Source organism: Micromonospora sp. NPDC049004 (assembly GCF_040649315.1).
Taxonomy (GTDB): domain Bacteria; phylum Actinomycetota; class Actinomycetes; order Mycobacteriales; family Micromonosporaceae; genus Micromonospora.
Window position 1 is genome coordinate 319,598 of record NZ_JBEZFG010000007.1, and the last position, 21,775, is coordinate 341,372.

General features: G+C 72.5%; 26 protein-coding genes. 11 read left to right on the forward strand and 15 right to left on the reverse strand.

What is annotated here, in order from left to right; genetic code table 11:
- Nucleotides 1–31: 31 nt before the first annotated feature.
- From AB0B97_RS22575 to AB0B97_RS22585, 3 genes are all read right to left on the reverse strand, one after another.
- Nucleotides 32–226: a hypothetical protein gene (locus AB0B97_RS22575; protein WP_007464327.1), complete on the reverse strand. Its 195-nt coding sequence runs from the start codon at nucleotides 224–226 to the stop codon at nucleotides 32–34.
- 48 nt (nucleotides 227–274) lie between these two features.
- On the reverse strand, nucleotides 275–499 hold the full coding sequence (locus tag AB0B97_RS22580; protein WP_234582101.1) for a hypothetical protein: 225 nt from the start codon (nucleotides 497–499) through the stop codon (nucleotides 275–277).
- Nucleotides 500–812: 313 nt separating this feature from the next.
- Complete coding sequence (locus tag AB0B97_RS22585) at nucleotides 813–1,907, reverse strand: 3-deoxy-7-phosphoheptulonate synthase (RefSeq protein ID WP_357496113.1); 1,095 nt, start codon at nucleotides 1,905–1,907, stop codon at nucleotides 813–815.
- Between the two features lie 274 nt (nucleotides 1,908–2,181).
- Between AB0B97_RS22585 and AB0B97_RS22590 the strand changes: the two genes are divergently transcribed.
- Nucleotides 2,182–2,400 carry a hypothetical protein gene (locus AB0B97_RS22590; protein ID WP_357496115.1) on the forward strand — a complete coding sequence of 73 codons (219 nt, stop codon included), beginning with the start codon at nucleotides 2,182–2,184 and terminating at the stop codon, nucleotides 2,398–2,400.
- Here the strand turns inward: AB0B97_RS22590 and AB0B97_RS22595 are convergent.
- Nucleotides 2,367–3,128 (reverse strand): phosphodiesterase, encoded by a 762-nt coding sequence (locus AB0B97_RS22595; RefSeq protein WP_357496117.1) that lies wholly within the window; start codon nucleotides 3,126–3,128, stop codon nucleotides 2,367–2,369. The two genes, AB0B97_RS22590 and AB0B97_RS22595, sit on opposite strands and share 34 nt — an antisense overlap.
- Nucleotides 3,129–3,221: 93 nt before the next feature.
- On the opposite strand from AB0B97_RS22595, the gene AB0B97_RS22600 reads away from it, so the two are divergent.
- The 4 genes from AB0B97_RS22600 (at nucleotide 3,222) to AB0B97_RS22615 (ending at nucleotide 7,609) form a co-directional block, all read left to right on the forward strand.
- On the forward strand, nucleotides 3,222–4,514 hold the full coding sequence (locus AB0B97_RS22600) for a pitrilysin family protein (protein ID WP_234582105.1): 1,293 nt from the start codon (nucleotides 3,222–3,224) through the stop codon (nucleotides 4,512–4,514).
- Nucleotides 4,511–5,848, forward strand: coding sequence for a pitrilysin family protein (locus tag AB0B97_RS22605; protein WP_357496119.1), 1,338 nt, complete (start codon nucleotides 4,511–4,513; stop codon nucleotides 5,846–5,848). The genes AB0B97_RS22600 and AB0B97_RS22605 overlap by 4 nt, the downstream gene beginning before the upstream one ends.
- A 157-nt stretch (nucleotides 5,849–6,005) precedes the next feature.
- Nucleotides 6,006–7,031 (forward strand): aspartate-semialdehyde dehydrogenase, encoded by a 1,026-nt coding sequence (locus tag AB0B97_RS22610; protein WP_357496121.1) that lies wholly within the window; start codon nucleotides 6,006–6,008, stop codon nucleotides 7,029–7,031.
- A gap of 137 nt (nucleotides 7,032–7,168) precedes the next feature.
- Complete coding sequence (locus AB0B97_RS22615) at nucleotides 7,169–7,609, forward strand: PPOX class F420-dependent oxidoreductase (protein ID WP_357496123.1); 441 nt, start codon at nucleotides 7,169–7,171, stop codon at nucleotides 7,607–7,609.
- Between the two features lie 74 nt (nucleotides 7,610–7,683).
- On the opposite strand, the gene AB0B97_RS22620 is transcribed toward AB0B97_RS22615, so the two are convergent.
- Entirely contained in the window at nucleotides 7,684–8,265 is a 582-nt protein-coding gene (locus AB0B97_RS22620) for a nucleotidyltransferase family protein (protein ID WP_357496125.1), read from the reverse strand.
- A gap of 210 nt (nucleotides 8,266–8,475) precedes the next feature.
- On the opposite strand from AB0B97_RS22620, the gene AB0B97_RS22625 reads away from it, so the two are divergent.
- The 4 genes from AB0B97_RS22625 (at nucleotide 8,476) to AB0B97_RS22640 (ending at nucleotide 12,538) form a co-directional block, all read left to right on the forward strand.
- Nucleotides 8,476–8,892: a CBS domain-containing protein gene (locus AB0B97_RS22625; RefSeq protein WP_234582109.1), complete on the forward strand. Its 417-nt coding sequence runs from the start codon at nucleotides 8,476–8,478 to the stop codon at nucleotides 8,890–8,892.
- A 368-nt stretch (nucleotides 8,893–9,260) separates the two neighbouring features.
- Nucleotides 9,261–9,632 carry an SCP2 sterol-binding domain-containing protein gene (locus tag AB0B97_RS22630; protein WP_234582110.1) on the forward strand — a complete coding sequence of 124 codons (372 nt, stop codon included), beginning with the start codon at nucleotides 9,261–9,263 and terminating at the stop codon, nucleotides 9,630–9,632.
- Nucleotides 9,632–11,692 (forward strand): glycogen debranching N-terminal domain-containing protein, encoded by a 2,061-nt coding sequence (locus AB0B97_RS22635; RefSeq protein ID WP_357496128.1) that lies wholly within the window; start codon nucleotides 9,632–9,634, stop codon nucleotides 11,690–11,692. Before AB0B97_RS22630 ends, AB0B97_RS22635 begins: the two co-directional genes overlap by 1 nt.
- A 93-nt stretch (nucleotides 11,693–11,785) precedes the next feature.
- Nucleotides 11,786–12,538 carry a lysophospholipid acyltransferase family protein gene (locus AB0B97_RS22640; RefSeq protein WP_357496130.1) on the forward strand — a complete coding sequence of 251 codons (753 nt, stop codon included), beginning with the start codon at nucleotides 11,786–11,788 and terminating at the stop codon, nucleotides 12,536–12,538.
- A gap of 30 nt (nucleotides 12,539–12,568) precedes the next feature.
- Here AB0B97_RS22640 and AB0B97_RS22645 read toward each other — a convergent pair whose 3' ends face one another.
- The 6 genes from AB0B97_RS22645 to AB0B97_RS22670 all read right to left on the reverse strand — a co-directional run bounded on the left by AB0B97_RS22645 (nucleotide 12,569) and on the right by AB0B97_RS22670 (nucleotide 17,410).
- Nucleotides 12,569–13,282, reverse strand: coding sequence for a hypothetical protein (locus tag AB0B97_RS22645; protein WP_234582113.1), 714 nt, complete (start codon nucleotides 13,280–13,282; stop codon nucleotides 12,569–12,571).
- A 71-nt stretch (nucleotides 13,283–13,353) separates the two neighbouring features.
- Nucleotides 13,354–14,067, reverse strand: coding sequence for a response regulator transcription factor (locus AB0B97_RS22650; RefSeq protein ID WP_234582114.1), 714 nt, complete (start codon nucleotides 14,065–14,067; stop codon nucleotides 13,354–13,356).
- Nucleotides 14,040–15,167: a hypothetical protein gene (locus tag AB0B97_RS22655; RefSeq protein ID WP_357496262.1), complete on the reverse strand. Its 1,128-nt coding sequence runs from the start codon at nucleotides 15,165–15,167 to the stop codon at nucleotides 14,040–14,042. Before AB0B97_RS22655 ends, AB0B97_RS22650 begins: the two co-directional genes overlap by 28 nt.
- A 79-nt stretch (nucleotides 15,168–15,246) precedes the next feature.
- On the reverse strand, nucleotides 15,247–16,425 hold the full coding sequence (locus tag AB0B97_RS22660; protein ID WP_357496133.1) for an ATP-binding protein: 1,179 nt from the start codon (nucleotides 16,423–16,425) through the stop codon (nucleotides 15,247–15,249).
- A gap of 118 nt (nucleotides 16,426–16,543) precedes the next feature.
- Nucleotides 16,544–16,939: a VOC family protein gene (locus AB0B97_RS22665; RefSeq protein WP_357496135.1), complete on the reverse strand. Its 396-nt coding sequence runs from the start codon at nucleotides 16,937–16,939 to the stop codon at nucleotides 16,544–16,546.
- 87 nt (nucleotides 16,940–17,026) lie between these two features.
- On the reverse strand, nucleotides 17,027–17,410 hold the full coding sequence (locus AB0B97_RS22670; RefSeq protein ID WP_357496137.1) for a hypothetical protein: 384 nt from the start codon (nucleotides 17,408–17,410) through the stop codon (nucleotides 17,027–17,029).
- Nucleotides 17,411–17,687: 277 nt separating this feature from the next.
- Here AB0B97_RS22670 and AB0B97_RS22675 point away from each other — a divergent pair, with 277 nt between their 5' ends.
- Nucleotides 17,688–18,707 carry a hypothetical protein gene (locus tag AB0B97_RS22675; protein ID WP_357496138.1) on the forward strand — a complete coding sequence of 340 codons (1,020 nt, stop codon included), beginning with the start codon at nucleotides 17,688–17,690 and terminating at the stop codon, nucleotides 18,705–18,707.
- Between the two features lie 6 nt (nucleotides 18,708–18,713).
- Here the strand turns inward: AB0B97_RS22675 and AB0B97_RS22680 are convergent, their stop codons facing one another.
- The 3 genes from AB0B97_RS22680 to AB0B97_RS22690 all read right to left on the reverse strand — a co-directional run bounded on the left by AB0B97_RS22680 (nucleotide 18,714) and on the right by AB0B97_RS22690 (nucleotide 20,769).
- Nucleotides 18,714–19,607 (reverse strand): septum formation family protein, encoded by an 894-nt coding sequence (locus tag AB0B97_RS22680; protein WP_357496140.1) that lies wholly within the window; start codon nucleotides 19,605–19,607, stop codon nucleotides 18,714–18,716.
- Between the two features lie 92 nt (nucleotides 19,608–19,699).
- The gene (locus AB0B97_RS22685; RefSeq protein WP_357496142.1) at nucleotides 19,700–20,212 is read right to left on the reverse strand and encodes a DUF3592 domain-containing protein; all 513 of its coding nucleotides are present in this window, start codon (nucleotides 20,210–20,212) and stop codon (nucleotides 19,700–19,702) included.
- A gap of 77 nt (nucleotides 20,213–20,289) precedes the next feature.
- The gene (locus tag AB0B97_RS22690; RefSeq protein ID WP_357496144.1) at nucleotides 20,290–20,769 is read right to left on the reverse strand and encodes a hypothetical protein; all 480 of its coding nucleotides are present in this window, start codon (nucleotides 20,767–20,769) and stop codon (nucleotides 20,290–20,292) included.
- Between the two features lie 277 nt (nucleotides 20,770–21,046).
- Here AB0B97_RS22690 and AB0B97_RS22695 point away from each other — a divergent pair, with 277 nt between their 5' ends.
- The gene (locus AB0B97_RS22695; protein WP_357496149.1) at nucleotides 21,047–21,307 is read left to right on the forward strand and encodes a hypothetical protein; all 261 of its coding nucleotides are present in this window, start codon (nucleotides 21,047–21,049) and stop codon (nucleotides 21,305–21,307) included.
- 34 nt (nucleotides 21,308–21,341) lie between these two features.
- On the opposite strand, the gene AB0B97_RS22700 is transcribed toward AB0B97_RS22695, so the two are convergent.
- Entirely contained in the window at nucleotides 21,342–21,722 is a 381-nt protein-coding gene (locus AB0B97_RS22700) for a VOC family protein (protein ID WP_234582169.1), read from the reverse strand.
- Nucleotides 21,723–21,775: the final 53 nt, after the last annotated feature.

The following is a 21,775-nucleotide window of genomic DNA, read 5'->3' on the forward strand; positions in this document are numbered from 1 at the left end:
GCGGATTCGCCGGCCCCCGCTGTCGTACGCGTCAGCGCTGCATGCCGGACCAGCCGTGCGGCGACTCCGGCTCCCGTTCGTCCTCGTCCTCGCCGGTGATGATGTCCCGGTCCACCGCCGTGCGGTCGTGCTCGTTGGCGAAGTCCGGCTCGGGCGTCGTGTCCCGGCCCTTCGGCGGCTGACCCAGCGCCGGGACCTTCTCGTCATGGTCCTCGTGGTGCGTCATGGTGGTGTCCCTTCGGGTCGCTGGCTTCGCTTGTTGCGTTGGCGCGGCTCAGGCGACGGTGCCGCCCAGCAGGTCGCTGGCCTCGTCCACCGCGTACTCGCCCTCGGGCAGCGCGTCGATGCGCGCGAGCAGCTCCGCGGGAAGGTCGGCCGCCACCGCCCGGCGATAGATGTCCGCCTGGGTGACCCGCTCCTGACCTCGGAAGATGTCGTCGAGCAGGTCGTCGAGGGCGCGGGTGTCCGGCTCGTCGGCCACAGATGCGTCGTCGGTCACGCCGATCAGCTACCCGGGGCGGAATCGGTCAAACGTCGCGCCGGTGGCCCGCGTTCCGGGCAGCGGCACAGCCCGCGTTCCGGGCAGCGGCACCGCAGCAGACAGCGCCGCCCCCGAGCCTTGTGGGCCGGGGGCGGCGCTGGTGTCGGTGTGTAGGTCGCCTCTCGGCGAGTGGCGCGACGCGGCTCCAGCCGAACGGTATTCCGCGAGGGCTATTTAGGTGAGGCCCGGGGACACTGAGCACACCGACACCTCAGTTAACCAGGCCCCACCGTCGCATGTTCCGCGCACCGCAGTGCCGGCCGTCACACAGTCACGCCCGGGTCGGCAGCGTGGCCCGGCGGGCCCGTACGGCGGTGGCCAGGTGGTCGAGCACCTCGGCGGTGTCGTCCCAACCGAGGCAGGCGTCGGTGACCGAACGGCCGTACACCAGCTCACGGGTCGGGTCGAGGTCCTGCCGGCCGGGCAGCAGGAACGACTCCAGCATCACACCGGTGATCCCGCGCTGGCCGGCGGCCATCTGCGCCGCCACGTCCGCGGCGACCAGCGGCTGGTTGCGGTGGTCCTTGCCGCTGTTGGCGTGGCTGGCGTCGATCACCAGGCGCTCCGGCAACCCGGCCGCCCGGAGCAGGTCCAGCGCGCCCGCCACCGACTCCGCGTCGTAGTTGGGCCGACCGCCACCGCCGCGCAGCACCAGGTGCCCGTCGGTGTTGCCGCGGGTGTGCATGATCGCCGGCGTGCCGGAGAAGTCGATGCCCGGGAAGACGTGCGGCACTCCGGCGGCGCGGATCGCGTCCACGGCGGTGCCGATGCTGCCGTCGGGGCGGTTCTTCATGCCGATCGGCATCGACAGGCCGGAGGCGAGCTGCCGGTGCACCTGGCTCTCCACGGTGCGGGCGCCGATCGCACCCCAGGCCACCGTGTCCGCGATGTACTGCGGGGTGATCGGGTCGAGGAACTCGCAGCCCACCGGGAGGCCGAGGCGCAGGACGTCGAGCAGCAGCGCCCGTGCCCGGCGCAGGCCGGTGTTGACGTCGCCGCTGCCGTCCAGCCCCGGGTCGTTGATCAGGCCCTTCCACCCCACGGTGGAGCGCGGCTTCTCGAAGTAGACCCGCATGACGATCAGCAGGTCGTCGGCGACCCGGTCGGCGGCGGCGCGCAGACGCTCGGCGTAGTCGAGGGCGGCGGCCGGGTCGTGCACCGAGCACGGGCCGACCACCACCAGCAGGCGGTCGTCCTCGCGGTCCAGCACGCGGCCCACCGCGCGTCGGCCGGTCAGCACGGCGGCGGCGAGCGGGGCGTCCAGGGGCAGCTCGTGGTGCAGGAGGGCGGGTGTGGTCAGCGGCACGACACGGTCGATCCGCTGATCGCTGACCCGATCGGTCTCCGGGGTCGTCACGGTGGGCATCCTTCCGCCGACCGTGCCCGGGGCCGGTGCCCGGGACGAGCCGGCTGCTCGTACGCAAAAGGGCAGGAACGACAGCTCCTGCCCAGCCGGCTCGGTCCGTGGTGACGTCAGTTCATGGTGAAGTCACCGGCGTGGGAGCCGGCTGCCTAAACCATCGATAGGAACGCGTCACGGGGGCCAGCGTACCCGACCGGGCGGGGATGCCCGGGGCATCGTCCCAAGATGCGGGGTGAACATCGCGTGCCGAGGCCGGGCCCGGGGTAACAGCTGTGCCATGAGTGACGAGCAGAGCGATCAGGAGCGGGTGGAGTCCCGCGCGCACCACCTCCTCCCCGAGGAGGCGGCCGTAGGCAGCGATGACCCCCAGGCGCAGGCGGAGGCCATCCTCGCCGAGTCGGACATCCGCGAGGAGGACCAGAACGCGGCCCCGGACACGGTGCTGGAACGCCGTACCTCGGATCAGACGGTCGCCGCCGTCGAACCGCCGGACTGAGCCCGCGCGCCGCGGGCCCGGCGTGACCCCCGGTAGGTCTGCTCGCGCAGCCAGGTGAGTGGGCCGGCCGCCCGCAGCTCGGGTGGCAGGTTGCCCACCGGGTCGAACGCGAGCGCGGCGTCCTCCCCGGCATCGAGCGGGGCACCGATGCTGACCTGGCCGACCGGCCGCCACGGCCCGACGGCGGACGCGACCGCGAGCACCACGCGCGGCGCGTCCGCCCGGGCCGCGGCGGCGACGGAGGCCAGCGTGCGGCCGAGGTCCACCGAGTCCGGGTCGGCCAACGCGGCCAACCAGAGGCGACGCCGGCCCACGCGGTAACACATGATCGTGCTGTACGTCCCGGTGAAGCCGCGGCGGGGCAGCGGCAGGTTCCGCAGCACCGGAGCGGCGCCGCTGGAGCTGACCAGCAGGTCGAACGGGCGGCCGGTCCGGGAGTGCACGCGCACCGCCAGGCCCAGCACGTCCGGCCAACCGCCCGGCGTGGGCGTACCCCTGGAGAGCCGGACCGTGGCCGCGTACCGGCCGGGGTCGTCCAGCAGGGCGACCCCGGTGGGCGGTCCGGGCGTACCCCAGATCGTCACCTCGCCGGCGAACGACAGCCCGGCCGGATGCAGCAGCCGCCGGCCGTGGCGCAGCCGGCCGAGCGCGGCGGTGGCGCGTTCGACGGCTCGGGCGGCCGGTCCGACGGTGCGGCGCGCGGGCGGGGTGGGGGTCGGTGGGGTCATTGCTCTGCGGTACCCCGACCGGCGGAGTCGATGCCGGCTCGCCGACCGGCGGCACGTCACCTTTCCGCCCGCGAGATCGGATAGCGTCGTGCCATGCCCGACAGTGGTTACCCCTGGCCCATCGAGACGTCCCGACTGGACAACGGCCTGCGTGTGGTGGTGAGCGAGGACCGCACCGCACCCGCGGTGGCCGTCAATCTCTGGTACGACGTCGGATCCCGGCACGAGCCGGCCGGGCAGACGGGTTTCGCCCACCTCTTCGAGCACCTGATGTTCGAGGGCTCGGTGAACGTGGCGAAGACCGAGCACATGAAGCTGATCCAGGGCTCCGGCGGCTCGCTCAACGCCACCACCAACCCGGACCGGACGAACTACTTCGAGACGGTCCCGGCCGAGCACCTGGAGCTGGCACTCTGGCTGGAGGCCGACCGGATGGGTGGGCTGGTCCCGGCGCTCACCCAGGAGACGCTCGACAACCAGCGCGACGTGGTGAAGAACGAGCGGCGGCAGCGGTACGAGAACGTCCCGTACGGGGACGCCTGGCTGCGGTTGCTCCCGCTGCTCTACCCGCCGGGGCACCCGTACCACCACTCGACGATCGGCTCGATGGCCGACCTGAACGCCGCCGACCTCGCCACCTTCCAGGCGTTCCACGAGACGTACTACGCGCCGAACAACGCGGTGCTCACCGTCGTCGGCGACGCCCCGGCCGCCGAGGTGTTCGCGCTGGCCGAGAAGTACTTCGGGGCGTTGCCCGCCCGCGACGACATCCCGCCAGCGCCCGACGGCCGCAGCGTCCCGGCGACCGGTGAGCCCGCCGTGGAGATCGTGACCGCCGACGTGCCGGCGCCCCGCGTCTACATCGCCCATCGGGGCCACCCGTTCGGCAGCCCCGGCTACGACGTGCTCACCGTCCTCGCCACAGTCCTCGGCAGCGGCCGGGGCAGCCGGCTCTACCAGCGGCTCGCCGACGGTGAGCGGATCGCGCAACCCGACCTGGTCGGCGCGTACGGGGTGGACCTCGCGCACGCCCCGGCGCCGCTGATCGCCACCGCCACCGCCCGCCCCGGCATCAGCGGCGAGCGGCTGGCCGAAGGGCTGGCCGAGGTCGTCGACGAACTGGCCACCGTGCCGGTGACCGCCGCCGAGCTGGACCGGGCGAAGGCGTTGCTGAGCACCGCGTGGTGGCGGCAGATGTCGACAGTGGACGGCCGCGCGGACACGCTCGGCCGGTACACGACCCAGTTCGGCGACCCGGCCCGGGCCGCCGACCGGCTGCCCGCCTGGCTCGCGGTGACCGCCGAGCAGATCGCCGAGACCGCCGCCGAGGTGCTCGGCGCCGCCGACCGGGTGACCCTGACCTACCTGCCCGAGGAGACCGCATGACGCTGATCGCCGACCGTCCCGGCCCGGGCGCCGCTCGCCCGTACCGGTTCCCGCCGGTGGTCCGCCGCGCGGCGGGTGGCGGCCAGGTGGTCGCCGCGCACCTGCCCGGGCAGAACCTCGCCGTCGCGCTGCTGCTGCTCGACGCCGGCGCCGGCCGGGAGCTGACCGGCAAGGAAGGGCTGGGCGGCGTGCTCGCCAAGGCCCTGGAGGAGGGCACCGCGCAGCGGGACGCCACGGCGTACGCGCTGGCCATCGAGGCGCTGGGCACCGAGCTGGTGACCGGGCTGGACTGGGACTCGTTCCAGATCAGCGTCCAGGTCCCGGTGGACCGGCTGACCGCCGCGGTGCAGCTCCTCGCCGAGGCCGTCCGGACGCCCCGGCTGGACCCGGCCGACGTCCGGCGCGTCCGCGACGACGAGGCCACCGCGTTGCGGATGGACTGGGCCAACCCCGGCCCGCGCGCCGACGCCGCGCTGCGCGCCGACCTGTTCGGCGCCGACACCCGCTGGGGCCGACCGATGTACGGCGATCCGGACTCGGTGGCCGCCCTGGACGTGGAGGACATCACCGTCTTTCACTCCGAGTGGTTCCTGCGCCCCGGCACGCTGATTGTCGCCGGTGACCTGGACCGGATCGACCTGGACGCGTTGGCCGGCGCGGCGTTCGCCGGCACCGGCGGCGGTCCGGCCGAGCGGGGCGGCCCGATCGAGGTCCCGCTGCACACCAACCGCCGGATCATCCTGGTGGACCGGCCCGGCTCGGTGCAGTCCACGCTGCGGCTGGGCCACCCGTCGCCGCACCGGGCGCACCCCGACCACGTGCCGATGACGCTCGCGGGCACGGTGCTCGGTGGGGCGTTCACCTCCCGGCTCAACCACCTGATCCGTGAGGTGCGCGGCTACACGTACGGCATCCGGGGCGAATTCGCCTCGTCCCGCCGGTTCGGGCGGTTCGCGGTCAGCTCGGGCGTGCAGACCGCCGTCACCGCGCCGGCCCTGGTCGAGGCGGTGGGCGAGATCACCCGTACGCAGGCGGGCGGCGTGACCGAGGACGAGCTGGCGGTGGCCCGTTCCTGGCGGGCCGGGCAGCTGTCGGTCGAGTTGCAGAGCCCCCGGGCGATCGCGTCCGCGCTGACCACGCTCGTGGTGCACGACCTGCCGGACGACTACCACGCCCGGCTGCGCGAGGAACTGCTCACCGCCGACGTGGACCAGGTCTCGGCGGCGGCGGCCACCCACCTGCACCCGGAAGCGCTGACCCTGGTCATCGAAGGCGACGCCGCAGTAATCCGCAACGACCTGGAATCGGCCGCCCTGGGAGACCTCCTCCCCTGACCCACGGTCCCTGTTGATCATGAAGTTGTTGTCACTCGTCACGGCGTGTCGCGGCAACAACTTCATGATCGACGGGGGAGGGGGTCGGGTGTGAGGTGGGACCCGGGGGGTGGGAAAGGGGTCCCGGTTTCGGCTGTGGGGTGGGTAGCCTCCGGGCATGAGGATCGGCATTGTGGGGGCCACCGGCCAGGTCGGTGGCGTGATGCGGCAGGTGCTGGCGGAGCGGGAGTTCCCGGCGGAGCAGGTGCGGTTGTTCGCCTCGGCGCGGTCCGCCGGGCGGACGCTGCCGTGGCGCGACGGCGAGGTGACAGTCGAGGACGCCGCGAGCGCTGACTACTCCGGGCTGGACATCGTGCTCTTCTCGGCGGGTAAGGGCACCGCCCGGGAGTTGGCGCCCCGGGTCGCCGAGGCCGGCGCCGTGGTGATCGACAACTCGTCGGCGTTCCGGATGGACCCGCTGGTGCCGCTGGTGGTCGCCGAGGTCAACCCGCACGCCGCCGCCGACCGCCCGAAGGGCATCATCGCCAACCCCAACTGCACCACGATGGCCGCGATGCCGGTGCTGCGTCCGCTGCATGCCGAGGCTGGGCTGGTCGGCCTGGTCGTCTCGACGTACCAGGCGGTCTCCGGCGCCGGCCTGGCCGGCGTCGCCGAGCTGGACGAGCAGGTCCGCAAGGTCGCCGAGCACGCCGCCGGCCTCGCCTTCGACGGGTCGGCCGTGGAGTTCCCCGCGCCGCGCTCGTTCGCCGAGCCGATCGCCTTCAACGTGCTGCCGCTGGCCGGCTCGATCGTCGACGACGGCTCGTTCGAGACCGACGAGGAGCAGAAGCTCCGCAACGAGAGCCGCAAGATCCTGGAGATCCCCGACCTCAAGGTCTCCGGCACCTGCGTCCGGGTGCCGGTCTTCACCGGCCACTCGCTCCAGATCAACGCCCGCTTCGCCCGTCCGCTCACCCCGCAGCGGGCCCACGAGCTGCTCGCCGACGCGCCCGGTGTCGCGCTTACCGCAGTGCCGACGCCGCTGCAGGCCGCCGGGCAGGACCCGACCTACGTGGGCCGCATCCGCGCCGACGAGACCGTCGAGTACGGGCTGGCGCTCTTCTGCTCCAACGACAACCTGCGCAAGGGCGCCGCCCTCAACGCCGTACAGCTCGCCGAGCTGGTGGCCGCCGAGCGACGCTGACAGTTGCGACAACTGCGGGCTCCCGGCCGGTCTCGGTGGGGGGCCCGCAGTCCGTGGCGGGCGGCGGCTCATCGGGGGCGGGAGCACGCCGGTCATGTTTGGATGGACGTAGCCAACCGTGCCACCTGGAGGAAGCCGTGCCGGAGGACCCCACCCAGCAGGCGTTGACCGACCTGATCGCCAGCCGCTCGATGGGCGTGCTGGCCACAGTCAAACGCGACGGGCGACCCCAGCTGTCCACAGTGGTCTACTCGTTCGACCGGGCGGCCGGCCTGATCCGGGTGTCCGTCACCGAGGGCCGGGCCAAGACCGCCAACCTTCGCCGGGACCCGCGGGCCAGCTTCCACGTCAGCAGCGAGGATGGTTGGGCGTACGCGGTGGTCGAGGCTCGGGCCGAGCTGACCGCTCCGGCAGCCGGCGTCGACGACGCCACGGTCGAGGAGCTGGTGGGGCTCTACCGGGCGCTTCGGGGCGAGCACCCGGACTGGGCCGAATACCGCAACGCGATGGTCGCCGAACGGCGGCTGGTGCTGCGCCTGCACGTGGAGCGCGTCTACGGGATCGCGCCCCGCGCCTGAGAGGGTCGGGAACCACGCCCGTGCCTGAGCGGCCGCAGACCGCGCTTCGCGACTGACGACCGCCCCCGCCCGGCTCAGCCGGGCTCGATCACTGTCACGCCGGGCCAGCGTTGCGCGGGCCGGTGGCGAGCCAGTCGCTGCCGGGACAGCGGGACGCCGACCCGGGCCGGGTTGTGCCGCCACACTCCGCCCAGCAGATCCGCCAGGCCGTACGGGGCGCACACCTCCAGCCCACCGCTCGGGCGTAGCCGCACGGCCACGGCTGTCGCGTACTCCGGCCAGGTGGCCACCGCCTCGGCGACGCTGCGGTACGGGGCGATCGGATCGCCGCCGAACGTCGACGCGTACCAGGTGTGCACCGCCGCCTGGTTGCGTGCCTCCCACGGCGGCGCCGCCCACGCCGCGGCGAGTCGGGCGGTGGCCCGGCGGTCGTCGTCGCGGGACAGTCTCGTCGGGTCGAAGAAGACCACGTCCACGTCGCGGACCGTCGCCGGGTCGAACCCGTCGCCGTACCGCTCGCCCCACACCAGGTCGCGGAGGGCGCCCGCGCCGATCCAGGCGTCCGGCAGTCCGGAGTCGCGGACCACGGTCAGCGCTCGGGTCAGCCAGGCGTTGCCGCCGACGAGGTCCCTCAGCTCCCGCTCGCCCGTCAGCACCCCACCACGCTAGGCGGTGCCGCCCTCGGCGAGTTGGTGGGGTCTGTGCCATTAACTCGCCCGGCGTCACAACGGTTGTCGATCAGGCGGTGTCGCGGGGTTTCTTCCCGCCGCCCCACGCGAATGGCGGCCCGCACCGCACCGCCGCCGGCGTTACCCCCTCCCGGGCGGCGGGTAGACGGGGCGTGCCGACACCGAGAGGGGAGCACCATGACAACGGTCGGAGAGTTCATGACGACCCGGTTGGTGACGATGGACGGCAACGACACGCTCATCGCCGCCGCGCAGGAGATGCGCGACAGCGCGATAGGTGACGTGGTGGTGACCGATGGCGACAGTGTCGTCGGTATCGTCACGGACCGGGACATCACGGTCCGTGGTGTCGCGGAGAACATGGACCCGGGCTCGACCCGGCTGAACGAGATCACCAGCCGCGACGTGATCACCGTGAGCCAGTACGACGACGCGGTGTCCGCCGCGGACCTGATGCGCACGTACGCCGTACGCCGGCTGCCGGTGATCGACGACGGGCGCCTGGTCGGCCTCGTCTCGATGGGCGACCTCGCGGTCGAGCGCGAACCGCAGTCGGTGCTGGCCGACATCAGCGCGGACGATCCGAACAACTGACGACCCGCAGCCAACGCGCCGGCCCTCTCCCTTCGGGGGGAGGGCCGGCGCCGCCCTGCCCCCACCCCGCCCTCGGCGCCCCGCCCGGCCCTGCCCCACCTCGCCTTGCCTCGGTGATCAAGAGGTTCGCGTCACGACACGCCGGAAGCGGTGACGCAAACCTCTTGATCACCGGAACGGGGCGGGGCCGGGCGGGGCGGGGCCGGGCGGGGCGGGGGGTGGTGGGTGGGGGTGGGGTCACCCGATGTGGGCGAGGTTGGGCGTGCGCGGCTCGGGGACCCGTGCGGGGACGTGCAACGCCGGCCGTGCGCGCGACGCGAGCGCGCCGGGTGGGATCCCGGGCCCGGCCAACTGGGAGGAGTGACCCGATGGTGGACGCGACCACGAGGTTCTTTGAGGACCTGGACCGGCGGGGGTACGAGCCTCTGCTGGCGAAGACCTCCGGGACACTGCGGATCGACCTGCACGAGGGGGCGCAGACCCGGCACTGGCTGCTCGCGATCGACCACGGGCGACTCAACGTCAGTCAGGAGGACCGGGAGGCCGACACGGTGATCGGCGCCAGCCCAATGCTGTTCGACGAGATCGCGGCCGGCCGTGAGCACGGCCTGGCCGCCCTGTTGCGCGGGGACATGACGGTGTCCGGCGACGCTCGGCTGGTGGTGCTGGTGGAGCGGATCTTCCCCGGGTCGCCGGACGCCCGTGGGCCGCGTCGCCGTTTCGCGGGGGAGGTGCGCTGATGGGCCAGAGCAACACGATCCGGATCCTGGACGGCAACACGTTCGTCGTCTGCGAGGACACCGGTGACATCGAGGCGACACCGAGTGAGCCGACCGGCCTCTTCTCCATCGACACCCGGTTCCTGTCCACGTGGGTCCTGAGCGTGAACGGTGAACGACTCAACTCGCTGTCGTACGACGACCTGCAGTACTTCGAGTCGCGGTTCTTCCTGGTGCCGGGAATGGCCACGCACTACGTCGACGCGAAGTTGTCGATCATCCGGGAGCGTGCGGTCGGCGGCAGCTTCCGGGAGCAGCTCACCATCCTGAACCACGACGAGAAGGCTGTCGACCTGGAAATACGGATGGACGCGGCGTCCGACTTCGCTGACCTGTTCCAGGTCAAGGACGAGATCCTGAACAAGAAGGGCGAGATCTACACCGAGGTCGAGGCCGACAAACTGCGTCTGGGCTACCGCCGGGGCAACTTCCGGCGCGAGACGATCATTTCCTCGTCGATGGCGGCCCGGTACGACAGTCAGGGCTTCGCGTACACCGTGCACCTGGAGCCGAACGAGCAGTGGGAGGCGGCGATCGACGTGCAGACGCGCGCGGTCGGGCCCGGCGACCGGGACCTGCGGATGGGGCTGCGGGTGCACGGCGGTGAGCGGCTGGCCCTGCAACATGACCTGGAGCAGTGGATCGCGGACGCCCCGAAGGTCAACAGCGAGCACGGCCGGGTGGCCAGCACGTACCGGCGCAGCCTGATCGACCTGGCGGCGCTGCGCTTCTCGCCCCTCTCGCTCGGTGGCGCCACGCTGCCCGCCGCCGGCCTGCCCTGGTTCATGACCATGTTCGGCCGGGACAGCATCCTCACCTGCCTGCAGACGCTGCCGTTCACCCCGCAGTTGTCGAAGACGACCCTGCGCATCCTGGCGTCGCTGCAGGGCAGCCGGTTCGACGACTTCCGGGACGAGGACCCGGGGCGGATTCTGCATGAGATGCGCTACGGCGAGACCGCCGCGTTCGAGGAGCAGCCGCACTCGCCGTACTACGGGTCGGTGGACGCCACGCCGCTGTTCGTCGTGCTGCTCGACGAGTACGAGCGGTGGACCGGGGACGTCGCGCTGGTCAAGGAGTTGGAGCAGGAGTCCCGGGCCGCGCTGAAGTGGATCGACAGCTATGCCGACCTGGTCGGCAACGGCTACATCTGGTACGAGCGGCGCAACACCGAGACCGGCCTGGAGAACCAGTGCTGGAAGGACTCCTGGGACTCGATCTCCTACTCCGACGGCACCCTGCCGCCCTTCCCGCGGGCGACCTGCGAGGTGCAGGGCTACGCGTACGACGCGAAGGTCCGCGCGGCGCGGATGGCCCGCGAGTTCTGGGGTGACCCGGAGTTCGCGGACCAGTTGGAGCGGGAGGCGGCGGAGCTGAAGGAGCGGTTCAACCGGGACTGGTGGGTTGCCGATGGCGAGTACTACGCCCTGGCCCTCGACCCGGACGGCCGTCAGTGCGACGTTCTCAGCTCCAACATCGGCCACCTGCTCTGGAGCGGGATCGTCCTGCCCGAGCGCGCGGAGAAGCTGGCGGCGCACCTGGTCGGGCCGCGACTGTTCTCCGGCTGGGGGGTGCGGACCCTCGCCGAGGGGGAGACGCGGTACAACCCGATCGGCTACCACAACGGCACGATCTGGCCGTTCGACAACTCCTTCATCGCCTGGGGCCTGCGCCGGTACGGCTTCGCCGAGGAGGCCGCCACCCTCGCCAACGGCATCCTGGACGCGGCCACCTACTTCGACGGGCGGCTACCTGAGGCGTTCGGCGGCTACCCGCGGGAGCTGACGAAGTTCCCGGTGGAGTATCCGACGGCGTGCAGCCCGCAGGCCTGGTCGACGGGCACGCCCCTGCTGTTGCTGCGCACCATGCTCGGCCTCGAACCGCACGAGGGGCACCTGGCGGTGGAACCGCGGTTGCCGGTCGGGATGGGCCGGATCGAGGTGCTGGACATCCCGGGCCGCTGGGGTCGGGTGGACGCCTTCGCCCGGGGTCGGCTCGATCTGAACAGTCTCGCCGACTGAGGCATTGCCGGCGTACCGGCGGCGGGGCGCCACCCGCGTCGCCGCCGGGCCGCCACCCAGGCGATCCCCAGCCGGGCAGGGTAGATTCTGCGGATGCCGGAGCTCGTGTACCCGCCCGTTATCGCCGCCGCCAAGACGATGTTCCGGGTCCTCGACCTGAAGATCACCATCGAGGGCGCCCACCACGTACCCCGCACCGGCGGGGCGGTGTTGGCCAGCAACCACGTCAGCTACCTCGACTTCATCTTCGCCGGCCTGGGTGCCAACGCGTCGGGTCGGCTGGTGCGGTTCATGGCCAAGCAGTCGGTCTTCACGCACCGGATCTCCGGCCCGCTGATGCGCGGCATGCGCCACATCCCGGTGGACCGGGAGGCCGGTGCCGCCTCGTTCCGCTCGGCAGTCGCCGCGCTCAAGCGCGGCGAGGTGGTGGGCGTCTTCCCGGAGGCCACGATCAGCCGGTCGTTCACGGTCAAGGAGCTCAAGAGCGGCACCGTCCGGATGGCGCGTTCGGCGAAGGTGCCGGTGCTGCCGGTCGCGCTCTGGGGCACGCAGCGGCTCTGGACCAAGGGCCGGCCCCGCACCCTCACCCGTCGGCACACCCCCATCACCATCCTGATCGGCGAGCCGATCCAGCCGGCGGACTTCCCGGACCCGAACCTGCTGGCCGCCGAGCTGACCACCCGGTTGAGCGCGCTCGTCGAGCGGGCCCAGCGCGACTACCCGGACGCGCCGGCCGGCCCGGAGGACAGCTGGTGGCTCCCGGCGCACCTCGGTGGCACCGCGCCGACGCCGGAGGAGGCCGCCACGCTGGACGCCGTCGGCGAGGAGCGCACCCCGAGCGTCTGAGAACGATCAGACCTGTCGCGCGGCGCGGCCTCACCAACGCCCGGACGCCGCGCCGCCTGCGAAACCGTCCCAGGAGGTCGGCTCCGGTCCCGAGCGGTAGTAGTCGTCGCGGGAGCGGAACTCCACCGGCAGCGAGCCGGGCAGGGTGATCCGGGTTTCCCCGGCGGGCAGCGCGGGACCGGCCCGCAGCAGCAGAACGTCGCGCTCCTGCGCGGAGAGGTCCACGAGTTGCGGGCGGGTGAGCCGGAACATGGCCACCGCCCGGCGCACCTGCCGGGCCAGGGCGATGATTTCACCAGGTGACCCGCCGAGGGCCAGCGCCGGCTGCTGAATGGTCCGCAACGCGTCGCAGACGATCATCAGCTGTGCCGGATCGGTGGGGGGAAGCTCCAGCCGGGACGGCCACTGCCAGCGGATCTGGCCGGTCATCAGCCCGGTCAGCCGCCCCGCCGGCCGGGGCCGCGGCGCGTCGTCGGCGACCAGGGACAGCTGCGAGCCGGTGCCCACCCAGCAGATCCGCTGGTCGGTGACGGTCACCGAGACCGGCCCCGGAAGCTGCCAGCCGCGTCGTGTCTCGGTCGGCCCGAGCAGGTAGCCCGCGACGAGCAGCCGGTGCCTGCCGAGCACCTTCTCGCCGGGCAGCGGGCGCATGTCGTAACGCCGGTCGAGGGTCGGGCCCACATCGTCGTCCGGCGCGTCGAACCGGTGTGGGCCGATGAAAAAGGGGGACGCGTCGGCGTGCATCGTCACGACCTCCCGGTCAGCTGGCTGTGGGTTGAGCCTCGCCGATCCGCCGGCCACTGTCATGACGCCCGTTAGGGGGTCGGCCGGTCGTGCGTCGCCTGTGACCGGTAGATGCCGATCTCCTCCGGGCGGACGAGCCCGTCCTCGATCGCACGGGCGAGCAGCGCCGCCTTTGTGGCTGCCGGCCGCCCCGCCCGGGTGTACTTGATCCGCGCACGGTCCACATACTGCTTCACCGTGTGCTCGCTGATCCGCATGCGACGGGCCACCGACGCCTTGGACATCGACTGGAACCACAGCAGCAGCGCCTCACGCTCCTTGTCGGACAGCATCGGCCGGTCCGGCCTCGGATCGCCGACCATCGCGCCGGCCAGCGCCGGTGGCACGTACGGGCGGTCGCTCGCCGCCGCCAACACGGTCGCCACGCAGTGCTCCCGACCTTCGTGCTTGGCCAGGAAGGCAACGGCTCCGGCGTCCAGCGCGGCGAGCATCGTCCCCGGGTCGGTGTGCTCCGAGTAGACCACCACCCGTCGCCCGGTGGCGCTCAACTCGGCCAGCTTGTCCAGCGCCATCCGGCCGTGCAGCCGCAGGTCGAGCAGGACGACGTCGGCGTCCGGTGCCGCGCGCAGCACCTCGTCCGGGTCGTCCCCGGTGGCCAGCACGGTCAGTCGCGGCTCGCTGGCGAGCCAGGCGCGCACCCCCTCGACGACCACCGGGTGGTCGTCGACGATCGCCACCCCGACCAGCCGGTCACCGGTCACCCCAACCACCGGGTCTGCGCCCATCTGATGTCCCCGTCCCGTTCGTAGAGGTGCTGCACCGGCCCGTCGTCGTGCTCCCCGGGTGGAGGGCCGGTCGCGTCCGGTCCCTCCCGGTCCGGCGTGACCAGACTGACCACCACCTCGTCGGGGCCGGACACCACGGTCAGACGCGCCCACCCCCGGGCGTCGGCGAGCAGGCCGGTGAGCGGGTCGGCCAGCCGGCGGCGGATCTGGACCGGCAGCGGCGGTGGGGTGCCGATGGCGATCAGGTCGATCGGCAGTCCGTTGCGTTCGGCCAGGTCGGCGGCGGCCCGCAGCTCGTGCAGCAACGGGTCGGGCACGTCGTCGGACTCGGCGATCAGGCGACGCAGCCGGGCCGCGGCCAGCACGCAACGGCGCTGCGCCTCCGGGTCGTCCGGGTCGACCTCGCCGGCGGCCAGCTCGCCGAGCACCCGTCCGGCCGCCGCGCCGACCAGGGCGAGCCGGTCCCGGCGTTCCTGCCGGCTCCGCTCGGCGGCCGCCCGCTCGGCGGCGAGCGTGTGCATCGCGGCAGCTGCGGCGGCCCGCTCCCGGGCCAGGCCGACGATCACCGCGCTGCCGACGAAGACCGCCACCGGCAGCGAGAAGGTGCCGTAGACGTACATGGTGTAGCGGGCCAGGTCGGCCGCGCCGGGGCCGTGCGCGAGGACGGCGGCGAGTGCGATCAGCGCGTGCGTGGTCAGCAGCGCGACCAGACCGCTGACCCGCCGACCCCACAGCGCCAGCACGAAGAACCAGCCGAGCGTGCCCCACACCCAGTTCGCGGCGGCGAAGAGCTGCCGTTCGCCGACCGCCGCGAAGACGGCCGCGTCGACGGCGAGCAGCAGCCCGGCGAGCGGCCAGGGCGGCAGCGGCGCTCCCCGCAGCAGCCGGACGCCCGCCACCGCGCCGGTCACGGCGACCAGGATCCAACCGCCGAGCACCACCGTCGGCGCGGTGAACTGCGTCCGCATCGCCAGCACCGCCGGAAGTCCGATCGCGACATGCCAGGCCAGCGCGATGGCGACGGCGACGATCCGGGCCCCCCGGTCGGAGGCGTGCGCCACCGCGGCCGGCGCGGCGAGCACCGCGGGCTCGGGCGGAATGGGCCCGTCGGCGGGGCCGGGCGACGGCCTCGGAACGCGTGCCTCGCGGATGCGCGTGCGCTCCGCCGAGGCGCCGAGGTCAGCCGACACCGGGCCACTCCAGTCGGATCCGGGTGCCCGCACCGGGCGCGGAGCGCACCTCGGCCCGCCCGCCGACCGCAGCCATCCGACCGCGGATCGACTCCCGCAGCCCGTACCGGTGCGCCGGGACGGTGCCCGGGTCGAACCCGGGGCCGTCGTCGACCACCTCGACCACGACGGCGACCGCGTCGCGGGTCAGCCGCAGGGTGGCCTGCGCGCCCGGCGCGTGCCGGACCACGTTGGACAGTGCCGCGTAGGCGCTCTCGGTGATCGCGTCGGCCACCCCGGCGGGCACCGCGCACGAGGCCAGCTCCAGGCCGACCGACAGTTCGGGCAGCCGGTCGGGCACCGTCCGCAACCGAGCGTCGAGGGGGACCGGGCCGTCGCCGGGCGCCGGACCCAGGTCGGTCAGCGCGACGAGAGTACGCAGGTCGGTGGCGCAGCGGTCGCGGAACGCGGCCGACGGGCCAGCCACCGCGCCGAGCCCCACCATGGTCAGGGTGCCGAGCACTGTGTCGTGCAGGTCCCGATTCTGCTGGCGCTCCGCCTCGCGGGCGGCGCGGGCGACCAACGCCTCCCGGGTCAACCGCTGGTGCTCGGCGAACGCCCGGTCGGCCCGCCCGATCCGGCGGCGCATCACCCCCGTCATCATCGCCGTGCAGGCCGTCTGCACCAGCAGGGTGGCGGCGTGCGCCCGGGACTCGGCGGGGTTGCCGGCCGCCTGCGCGCCGACCACGTACGTCGCGGTGACCAGCAGCCCGGCCGGGACCGACCAGCGGGCCGGGGCGGTGGCCTGCGCGTTGATCACCGTGGTGCTGGCGAGCACCGCGATCCAACTGCCCTCGCCGGGCAGCACCTCGGGCGCCACCAGGCGAGGGATGAGCAGGCAGGCCAGCGCGGTGATCCCGACGTCACCGGCGACCAGTGCCGGGGTGATCCCGTGGCGCAGCGCGCGGCCGGCATACCAGAGCGACCATCCGGTGAGCGCGGCCACGCCGGGCCACAGCAGGGCCTCATCGACCGGCGGGGTACGCACCGACAGCGCCACCGCGGCGCCGACCAGCCCGCACGTCAGCCGCAGCAGCGCCGGCAGCGTGGTGAAGATGAGGCTGAACGCCCCGCCGGCCGGACTGTCCAGGACGGGCGGTGGCACGGTCGGGGCGGCAGTCGCCGGCATCGGGAGCTGTCCTTCCGACAACGACCCGGTCCGGGTCCGCGCTGCAGAGATCGACATCGGAGAATAGCATGGCGTACGGTGAGCGTTCACCCACCGTACGCATGGTGTCGCCTTGTCGTCACTCTGCGCTGCGAGGCTGGATCAGGTCCCACCGATTGCCGTACAGGTCGACGAATACCGCCACCGAACCGTACGCCTCGTGCCGGGGCTCCTCCAGGAACCGCACCCCGGCCGCGACCATCCGGGCGTGGTCCCGGGCGAAGTCCTCGGTGTGCAGGAACAGGCCGACCCGGCCGCCGGTCTGGTCACCCACCCGGGCCTGCTGCTCGGCGCTGCTCGGCCGGGCCAGCAGCAACGCCGTCTCCCGAGCCCCCGCGGGCCGCACCACCACCCAGCGCGAGCCGTCCGGGCGGGCCGTGTCCTCCACCAGCTCGAAGCCGAGGCCGCCCACGTAGAAGTCGATCGCCTCGTCGTACTCGCGTACCAGTACCGAGACCAGTCCCAGATGTGCCATCGGGCCATCATGCCGACGGGCGAGGTGGTCCGACCGGCGGCGCCGCCCGGCGTCGGCGACATCACCCTTGGCCAGCGGCTGGCTCGTCTACTGGAAGGCGACCGGGTGGGACTGGACTGACCAACTCAGCTGACGATTGTCTCGGCCCGGCTCGGTCCAGTAGCTGAGCACGGCGTACCGGCGTCCCTGCTCGGGCACGGTGAGCCGCTGGTGTGTCTCGGCGCCCGTCGGCGAGGTGGCGGTCACCTCGTGGCTGCCCGGCGGGAGCTTGATGGGGAACAGGATCCAGTTGTGCTGGCTCTGCACGTCGAAGGGCTGATCGACGAGCCGGGTGCCGTCGATGCTGACCACGACGGTGACCCGGTCGTCCTCGAACGACTGATTGCTCACCCACAGGTGCAGGTCGGCCGAGTCCTCGTCGACGAGGCGGATGGCGGCTGGTGTCGCGCTGGGAGGCGGGTGCGAGACCACGGACCCTGGCGTTGCGTCGCGCGATACCGGGGGAGGCGGGTTCGTTGACGTGGCGAACCCTGCGCAGCCTGCCGCGGCCAGCAGCGGCGCAACGGCGAGAGTGGCCATCCGGGCGAGGGTCTTCGCATCCATTCCCATGCGACGCGGCAGGACCGGCACGCGTTCCCGCAGGGGTCGGATTCGCCAGTCGGGGTGAGCATCGCGCCGGCCGTCTCGACGGCCGGAACCGGGGAGCGGCACCGGCCGTCTCATCTCCTGGCGAGAGGTGGTGAGCCGGATGCGCTCGGGCGGAACGACACTTGCGGTGGCGCTGCTCGGCATGGGGCTGTGCGGCCTGGTACTGAGCGGCTGCGCGGGGCCGGCCAACACGCCCAACGATCCCGGTCCGGCCGAGATCGTCGGGAAGTGGACCTCCTGCGCCGAGGTCGCGCCGCAGGCCGGCGTCGTGCTGCCCGTACCGCCGGGGTCGGACGGGCCCGCGGCGCCGACGCCCGCCGGGACCGAGCCGACGATCGGGCGGATCGACCCCGCGTTCGTTCCGGTCGCCGCAGTGCTCTGCGGCCGCGAGGTCCGGCCACGGGCCGGTGGCGGCCGGGAACAGGTGGCCACCGAGCGCCGCGCCGACGAGATCGCAGCGCTGCTGGCCGCGTTGCGCCTGCCCGACCAGGGCCGGGGTCGAGGGGAGGTCGCCTGCACCCTGGACCTGCTCGTCCCACCCTGGCTGGCGCTGCTCGACGACCGGGGCCGCTGGCTGCGGCCGTACCTGCCGACGGACTCGTGCGGCAAGCCGCGCCCGGAGGTGCGTGCGGCGTTGGACGGGCTGCGCCTGACCACTGTCGACACCCGCACGGTCGGGCTTGTCGAATCGTCGGCGGCCGAGACCGCCGGCTGCGAGCAGCGGTGGTCCGACATGGTGTGGGTGGAGACCCACCTCGGACGTCCCGGACGTGTCGTGCCCGGCGCGAGTCCGAAGGCCGGGCCGCTGCGCCTCTGCGTCTACGAGGTGCCCCCGTCCGAGCGCGGCGGCGGCAAACCGGCAGGCGACTTCGTGTACGGCGGGCCGCTGCCACCGCAGCGGCAGGCGAAGGCGCTCCAAGCGCTGGCCACGACTCGACCGGCGGCCGACTGTGCCACCCCGGCGTCCCGCTTCGCGGTGCTCCGGTCCCTGGACGGGGGTGGGCCCGAGTGGTACGTCGAGCTGGACGCCTGCCGACGCTTCCTGGTCGTGGCCTCACCCGGTGGAACGCAACTCGGGCAGGGTGACGCCGCGTTGGCGGCGCTGCTGGGACCGATCTGACCCGCCTCAGCGGATCGGCAGCGCCTTCGTGCCGCCGCCAGCGATCGAACGCTTGATCATGGGGCCGCCGGACCAGTAGTAGCAGCGCACGCCACGATCACCGCGTTCCCACAGCAGGCGGTTCGGGAAGCGGTACGAGGTCCCGGTGCGGTATTGCAGGTTGCTGTCCACGGGCACCTTCGCGTACCGGGCGATGACCGTCCGGCAGGCCGAGTGGATGGAGGCCTCGTCCCGGGTCGCGTCCGCCCAGGAGCGATCCGGCGCGGTCCAGGCGCCGGCGTACTCGAACTGATGCCCGGCAGTGCACGCGACCGGACGCAGCATCCCCCACTTGTCCTCGTTCATGCACCCGTAGTGCAGCGGGGAACTGCTGGCCAGGGCGTTGCGTAGCGAGCCGGACCGCTGGATCGCCGCATCGCTCTCGCCGTTCGGGCCGTTGATCTCGTCCAACTCGAAGATGTCGCACCGGTACCAGCGCGCGCCACCCGCCCAGGCGGCTGGCGACGTCGGCGCGACCTGCACCGATAGTCGGGCATCGCGCCATTCGCCGCCCACGAACTTCTTGGCGCGGCTGTCACAGTCGGCAAAGGTCGACCGCATCGACGCCGACTCCGTCTTGGGCGGCGCGGTCCGGGCGGCCAGAGCTCCGGTGAAGGTGCCGACGTAGAAGGTCTCCACCTTGTGGGTCTGGACGCAGTTGACGGGGGAGTAGCTGCTCAGGTACGACGTGGCCTCGTCGATCACGTGGCACTCGTCGGCCTTCGGGGTGAACTGCTGCGCCGCAGCCATCGGTCGCCAGTCGTCGGACAGGTCACCGTCCGTGCCGGCAGGCGTGCCGCAGCCCGCCAGCGCCACAGTGAGGAACGCAGCCGCGAGCGCTGCCCTGCCGTACCGTCGCATGTGATTCTCCCCGTGGCCCCCGTGTGGACGCGCGCAGCATATGGCACCGGCGCGACGGGTCGGCACCGGCTTCCGGTGGGGCTGAGCCGGCCTTACCGCCACTGTTCGTCCCTCGTGCGGACGACAAGCACCAGCAGGATGGTGCCGACGGCGGCGAGGAGGAGCCCGACGGGAGGGATCGTCCAGGACATCAGGAACGACAGCGAGCCATCGGTGTGCCCGTTTGCCGCCACGAACGTGCCAGGTGCGTCCGGGTCCACCCACACGTCCATCGTCGGACCGGGAGTCTGGCGGCAGCCGGTCTCGCCAGCGCAGGGGATCCAGGTGCTGTACGACCTCGACTCGTAGAGGTAGGAGACCTCGATCCGGTCGACACCGCTGCCCCGTCCCTGGCCCCCGGCCCGATCGGAGACGTAGGCCGTGACCCGAACGCCCTCGGCCCGCAGACGGTCCGCCTCCGACGACACGCGCCAGCGGTAGGCGACCGCGCCGACAACGAGGCCCACACCTAGCAGCAGCATGGGCAGCGCGGTCAGCAGCACGCGCGTGCGCGGACGCAGACCGGTCGGAGCGGGTGGCGGCGACTGACGCCGTCGTCTGGTCATCCGGCCATCGTCCATCGCACGCGCAACAGTCGACGTCACCAGGAGTCGGGGTGGTCGACGTCGCCTGTCGGCCGTTGCTACAGGCAGATCCAGCAGTAGATGTGCTCCCCGTTCGTGCTTGCTCGTCGGGCCAGTCCAACGAACTCCCGCAAGCGCGACAGCATGACCTCCGGTCCCGTGTCGCTGTAGTGGGACAGCTCCTCGATGCGTGACCACTGCTCGGCCAGGCTCGGCAAGCGGTCATCCGGGATCTCCGCAAGCACGTCCCGGGTGCGATCGCTCAACGCGACGACCCACGGTCCTTCGTACTCACGGTCCTCGGCAGCACCGTCCGGCCAGATAAGCCGCTCCCCGACAAGGTTGGGCTCCCACGGCACGTCGAGGGCGAACGAGACGACCTGGCCGAGGACGACGGGCGGATCGATCCCCTTGCCGTCCACCGCATCCTCGACGGAAGAATCTCCCTCGCACACCACCGGGCCGCCGTCGGTGACGGCCATCAGCTTCGCGACGGCCTCGTCGTCAGAAGCGCGGAAGTAGTCGTACAGCACACCCACGAAAGCCTCCCGATCGGCTGACACGTCACCATCTGTGGGGCGACCGGGAGAACGTACACGCGGGCTACGCCAATGTGCCGACTGACCGAGTCGACGCTGCCGCCCCGCGCTGAAGACCACGTCGCTCGCCGGACGTGACCTGAACGGCCCATCGTCCGAACCCACCAAGACCACGGGCAGCACGATGGCTCGGGTGCGCCCGGCAGGATTCGAACCTGCGGCGTTGTCATGAGAAGGACATCGCGGATGGTGGTGGCGGCATGCAGGAGGGGCGGCAATGACCGAGGACGACAACCGCCCGCTGAAGCGGGTCGACAGCCTGGACGACCTGGTTACCTGGCTGCGGTGGATAGCTGACGATGTCGCTCGCGATCCGGACACGGTCGAGAACATGACCACAGACCGCTACCTGGAGGCGTGCGCCGCGTACCTCCAGGACCGTAGCCGCCTGCAGAAGCGTGCCGGCCAACCTCTCCCGGCGCAACCGACCTGGCAACTCCTCGCGGACGCCCTGCGCGCCGGATGCTTCTACGAGTAGGCGCTACGCCTTTCGCCGCAGACGATTGAAGTCGTTAGAGCTGCTGGACGATCTGGATCGGGTTGCCGTCCGGGTCGGCCGTCCACGCGATCAGCAGGCGGTCGAGCCACCGGTGCGGTGCGGCCAGGGCCGGGGCGCCGTTCGCCGTGAGGGCCGCGTACGCGCCAGCGGTGTCGTCGGTCCAGAGGATCACCGCGGCCCGCTGCCCCTGCGGTACGGGGTCGAGTCCGTGATCGTCGCGAGTGGAGGCCACCGAGGCGATACCGATCTTGTAGCCGTCGAGCGCCAGGTCGATGTGGATCGGCTCGCCCTCGGTCGGCACCCGGAAGGTCTCGGTGAAACCGAGGCCGGCGTAGAACTCGGCGGCGCGAGGGACGTCCTCGCTGAAGAGGATCACCTGCGGAGTCCGGAACATCGACACGCGACGACGCTATCAGCGTGGGTTTCGGCCGATCCGCGTCAGCGCCC

Coding starts and splice junctions, on each gene's coding strand:
- AB0B97_RS22680 (WP_357496140.1), bottom strand. CDS start 19,607: ATGCGACGGTACGGCAGGGCAGCGCTCGCGGCTGCGTTCCTCACTGTG.
- AB0B97_RS22640 (WP_357496130.1), top strand. CDS start 11,786: ATGCCGGAGCTCGTGTACCCGCCCGTTATCGCCGCCGCCAAGACGATG.
- AB0B97_RS22625 (WP_234582109.1), top strand. CDS start 8,476: ATGACAACGGTCGGAGAGTTCATGACGACCCGGTTGGTGACGATGGAC.
- AB0B97_RS22665 (WP_357496135.1), bottom strand. CDS start 16,939: ATGGCACATCTGGGACTGGTCTCGGTACTGGTACGCGAGTACGACGAG.
- AB0B97_RS22575 (WP_007464327.1), bottom strand. CDS start 226: ATGACGCACCACGAGGACCATGACGAGAAGGTCCCGGCGCTGGGTCAG.
- AB0B97_RS22630 (WP_234582110.1), top strand. CDS start 9,261: ATGGTGGACGCGACCACGAGGTTCTTTGAGGACCTGGACCGGCGGGGG.
- AB0B97_RS22700 (WP_234582169.1), bottom strand. CDS start 21,722: ATGTTCCGGACTCCGCAGGTGATCCTCTTCAGCGAGGACGTCCCTCGC.
- AB0B97_RS22610 (WP_357496121.1), top strand. CDS start 6,006: ATGAGGATCGGCATTGTGGGGGCCACCGGCCAGGTCGGTGGCGTGATG.
- AB0B97_RS22605 (WP_357496119.1), top strand. CDS start 4,511: ATGACGCTGATCGCCGACCGTCCCGGCCCGGGCGCCGCTCGCCCGTAC.
- AB0B97_RS22590 (WP_357496115.1), top strand. CDS start 2,182: ATGAGTGACGAGCAGAGCGATCAGGAGCGGGTGGAGTCCCGCGCGCAC.
- AB0B97_RS22685 (WP_357496142.1), bottom strand. CDS start 20,212: ATGACCAGACGACGGCGTCAGTCGCCGCCACCCGCTCCGACCGGTCTG.
- AB0B97_RS22595 (WP_357496117.1), bottom strand. CDS start 3,128: ATGACCCCACCGACCCCCACCCCGCCCGCGCGCCGCACCGTCGGACCG.
- AB0B97_RS22645 (WP_234582113.1), bottom strand. CDS start 13,282: ATGCACGCCGACGCGTCCCCCTTTTTCATCGGCCCACACCGGTTCGAC.
- AB0B97_RS22675 (WP_357496138.1), top strand. CDS start 17,688: ATGCGCTCGGGCGGAACGACACTTGCGGTGGCGCTGCTCGGCATGGGG.
- AB0B97_RS22660 (WP_357496133.1), bottom strand. CDS start 16,425: ATGCCGGCGACTGCCGCCCCGACCGTGCCACCGCCCGTCCTGGACAGT.
- AB0B97_RS22635 (WP_357496128.1), top strand. CDS start 9,632: ATGGGCCAGAGCAACACGATCCGGATCCTGGACGGCAACACGTTCGTC.
- AB0B97_RS22600 (WP_234582105.1), top strand. CDS start 3,222: ATGCCCGACAGTGGTTACCCCTGGCCCATCGAGACGTCCCGACTGGAC.
- AB0B97_RS22695 (WP_357496149.1), top strand. CDS start 21,047: ATGACCGAGGACGACAACCGCCCGCTGAAGCGGGTCGACAGCCTGGAC.
- AB0B97_RS22585 (WP_357496113.1), bottom strand. CDS start 1,907: ATGCCCACCGTGACGACCCCGGAGACCGATCGGGTCAGCGATCAGCGG.
- AB0B97_RS22650 (WP_234582114.1), bottom strand. CDS start 14,067: ATGGGCGCAGACCCGGTGGTTGGGGTGACCGGTGACCGGCTGGTCGGG.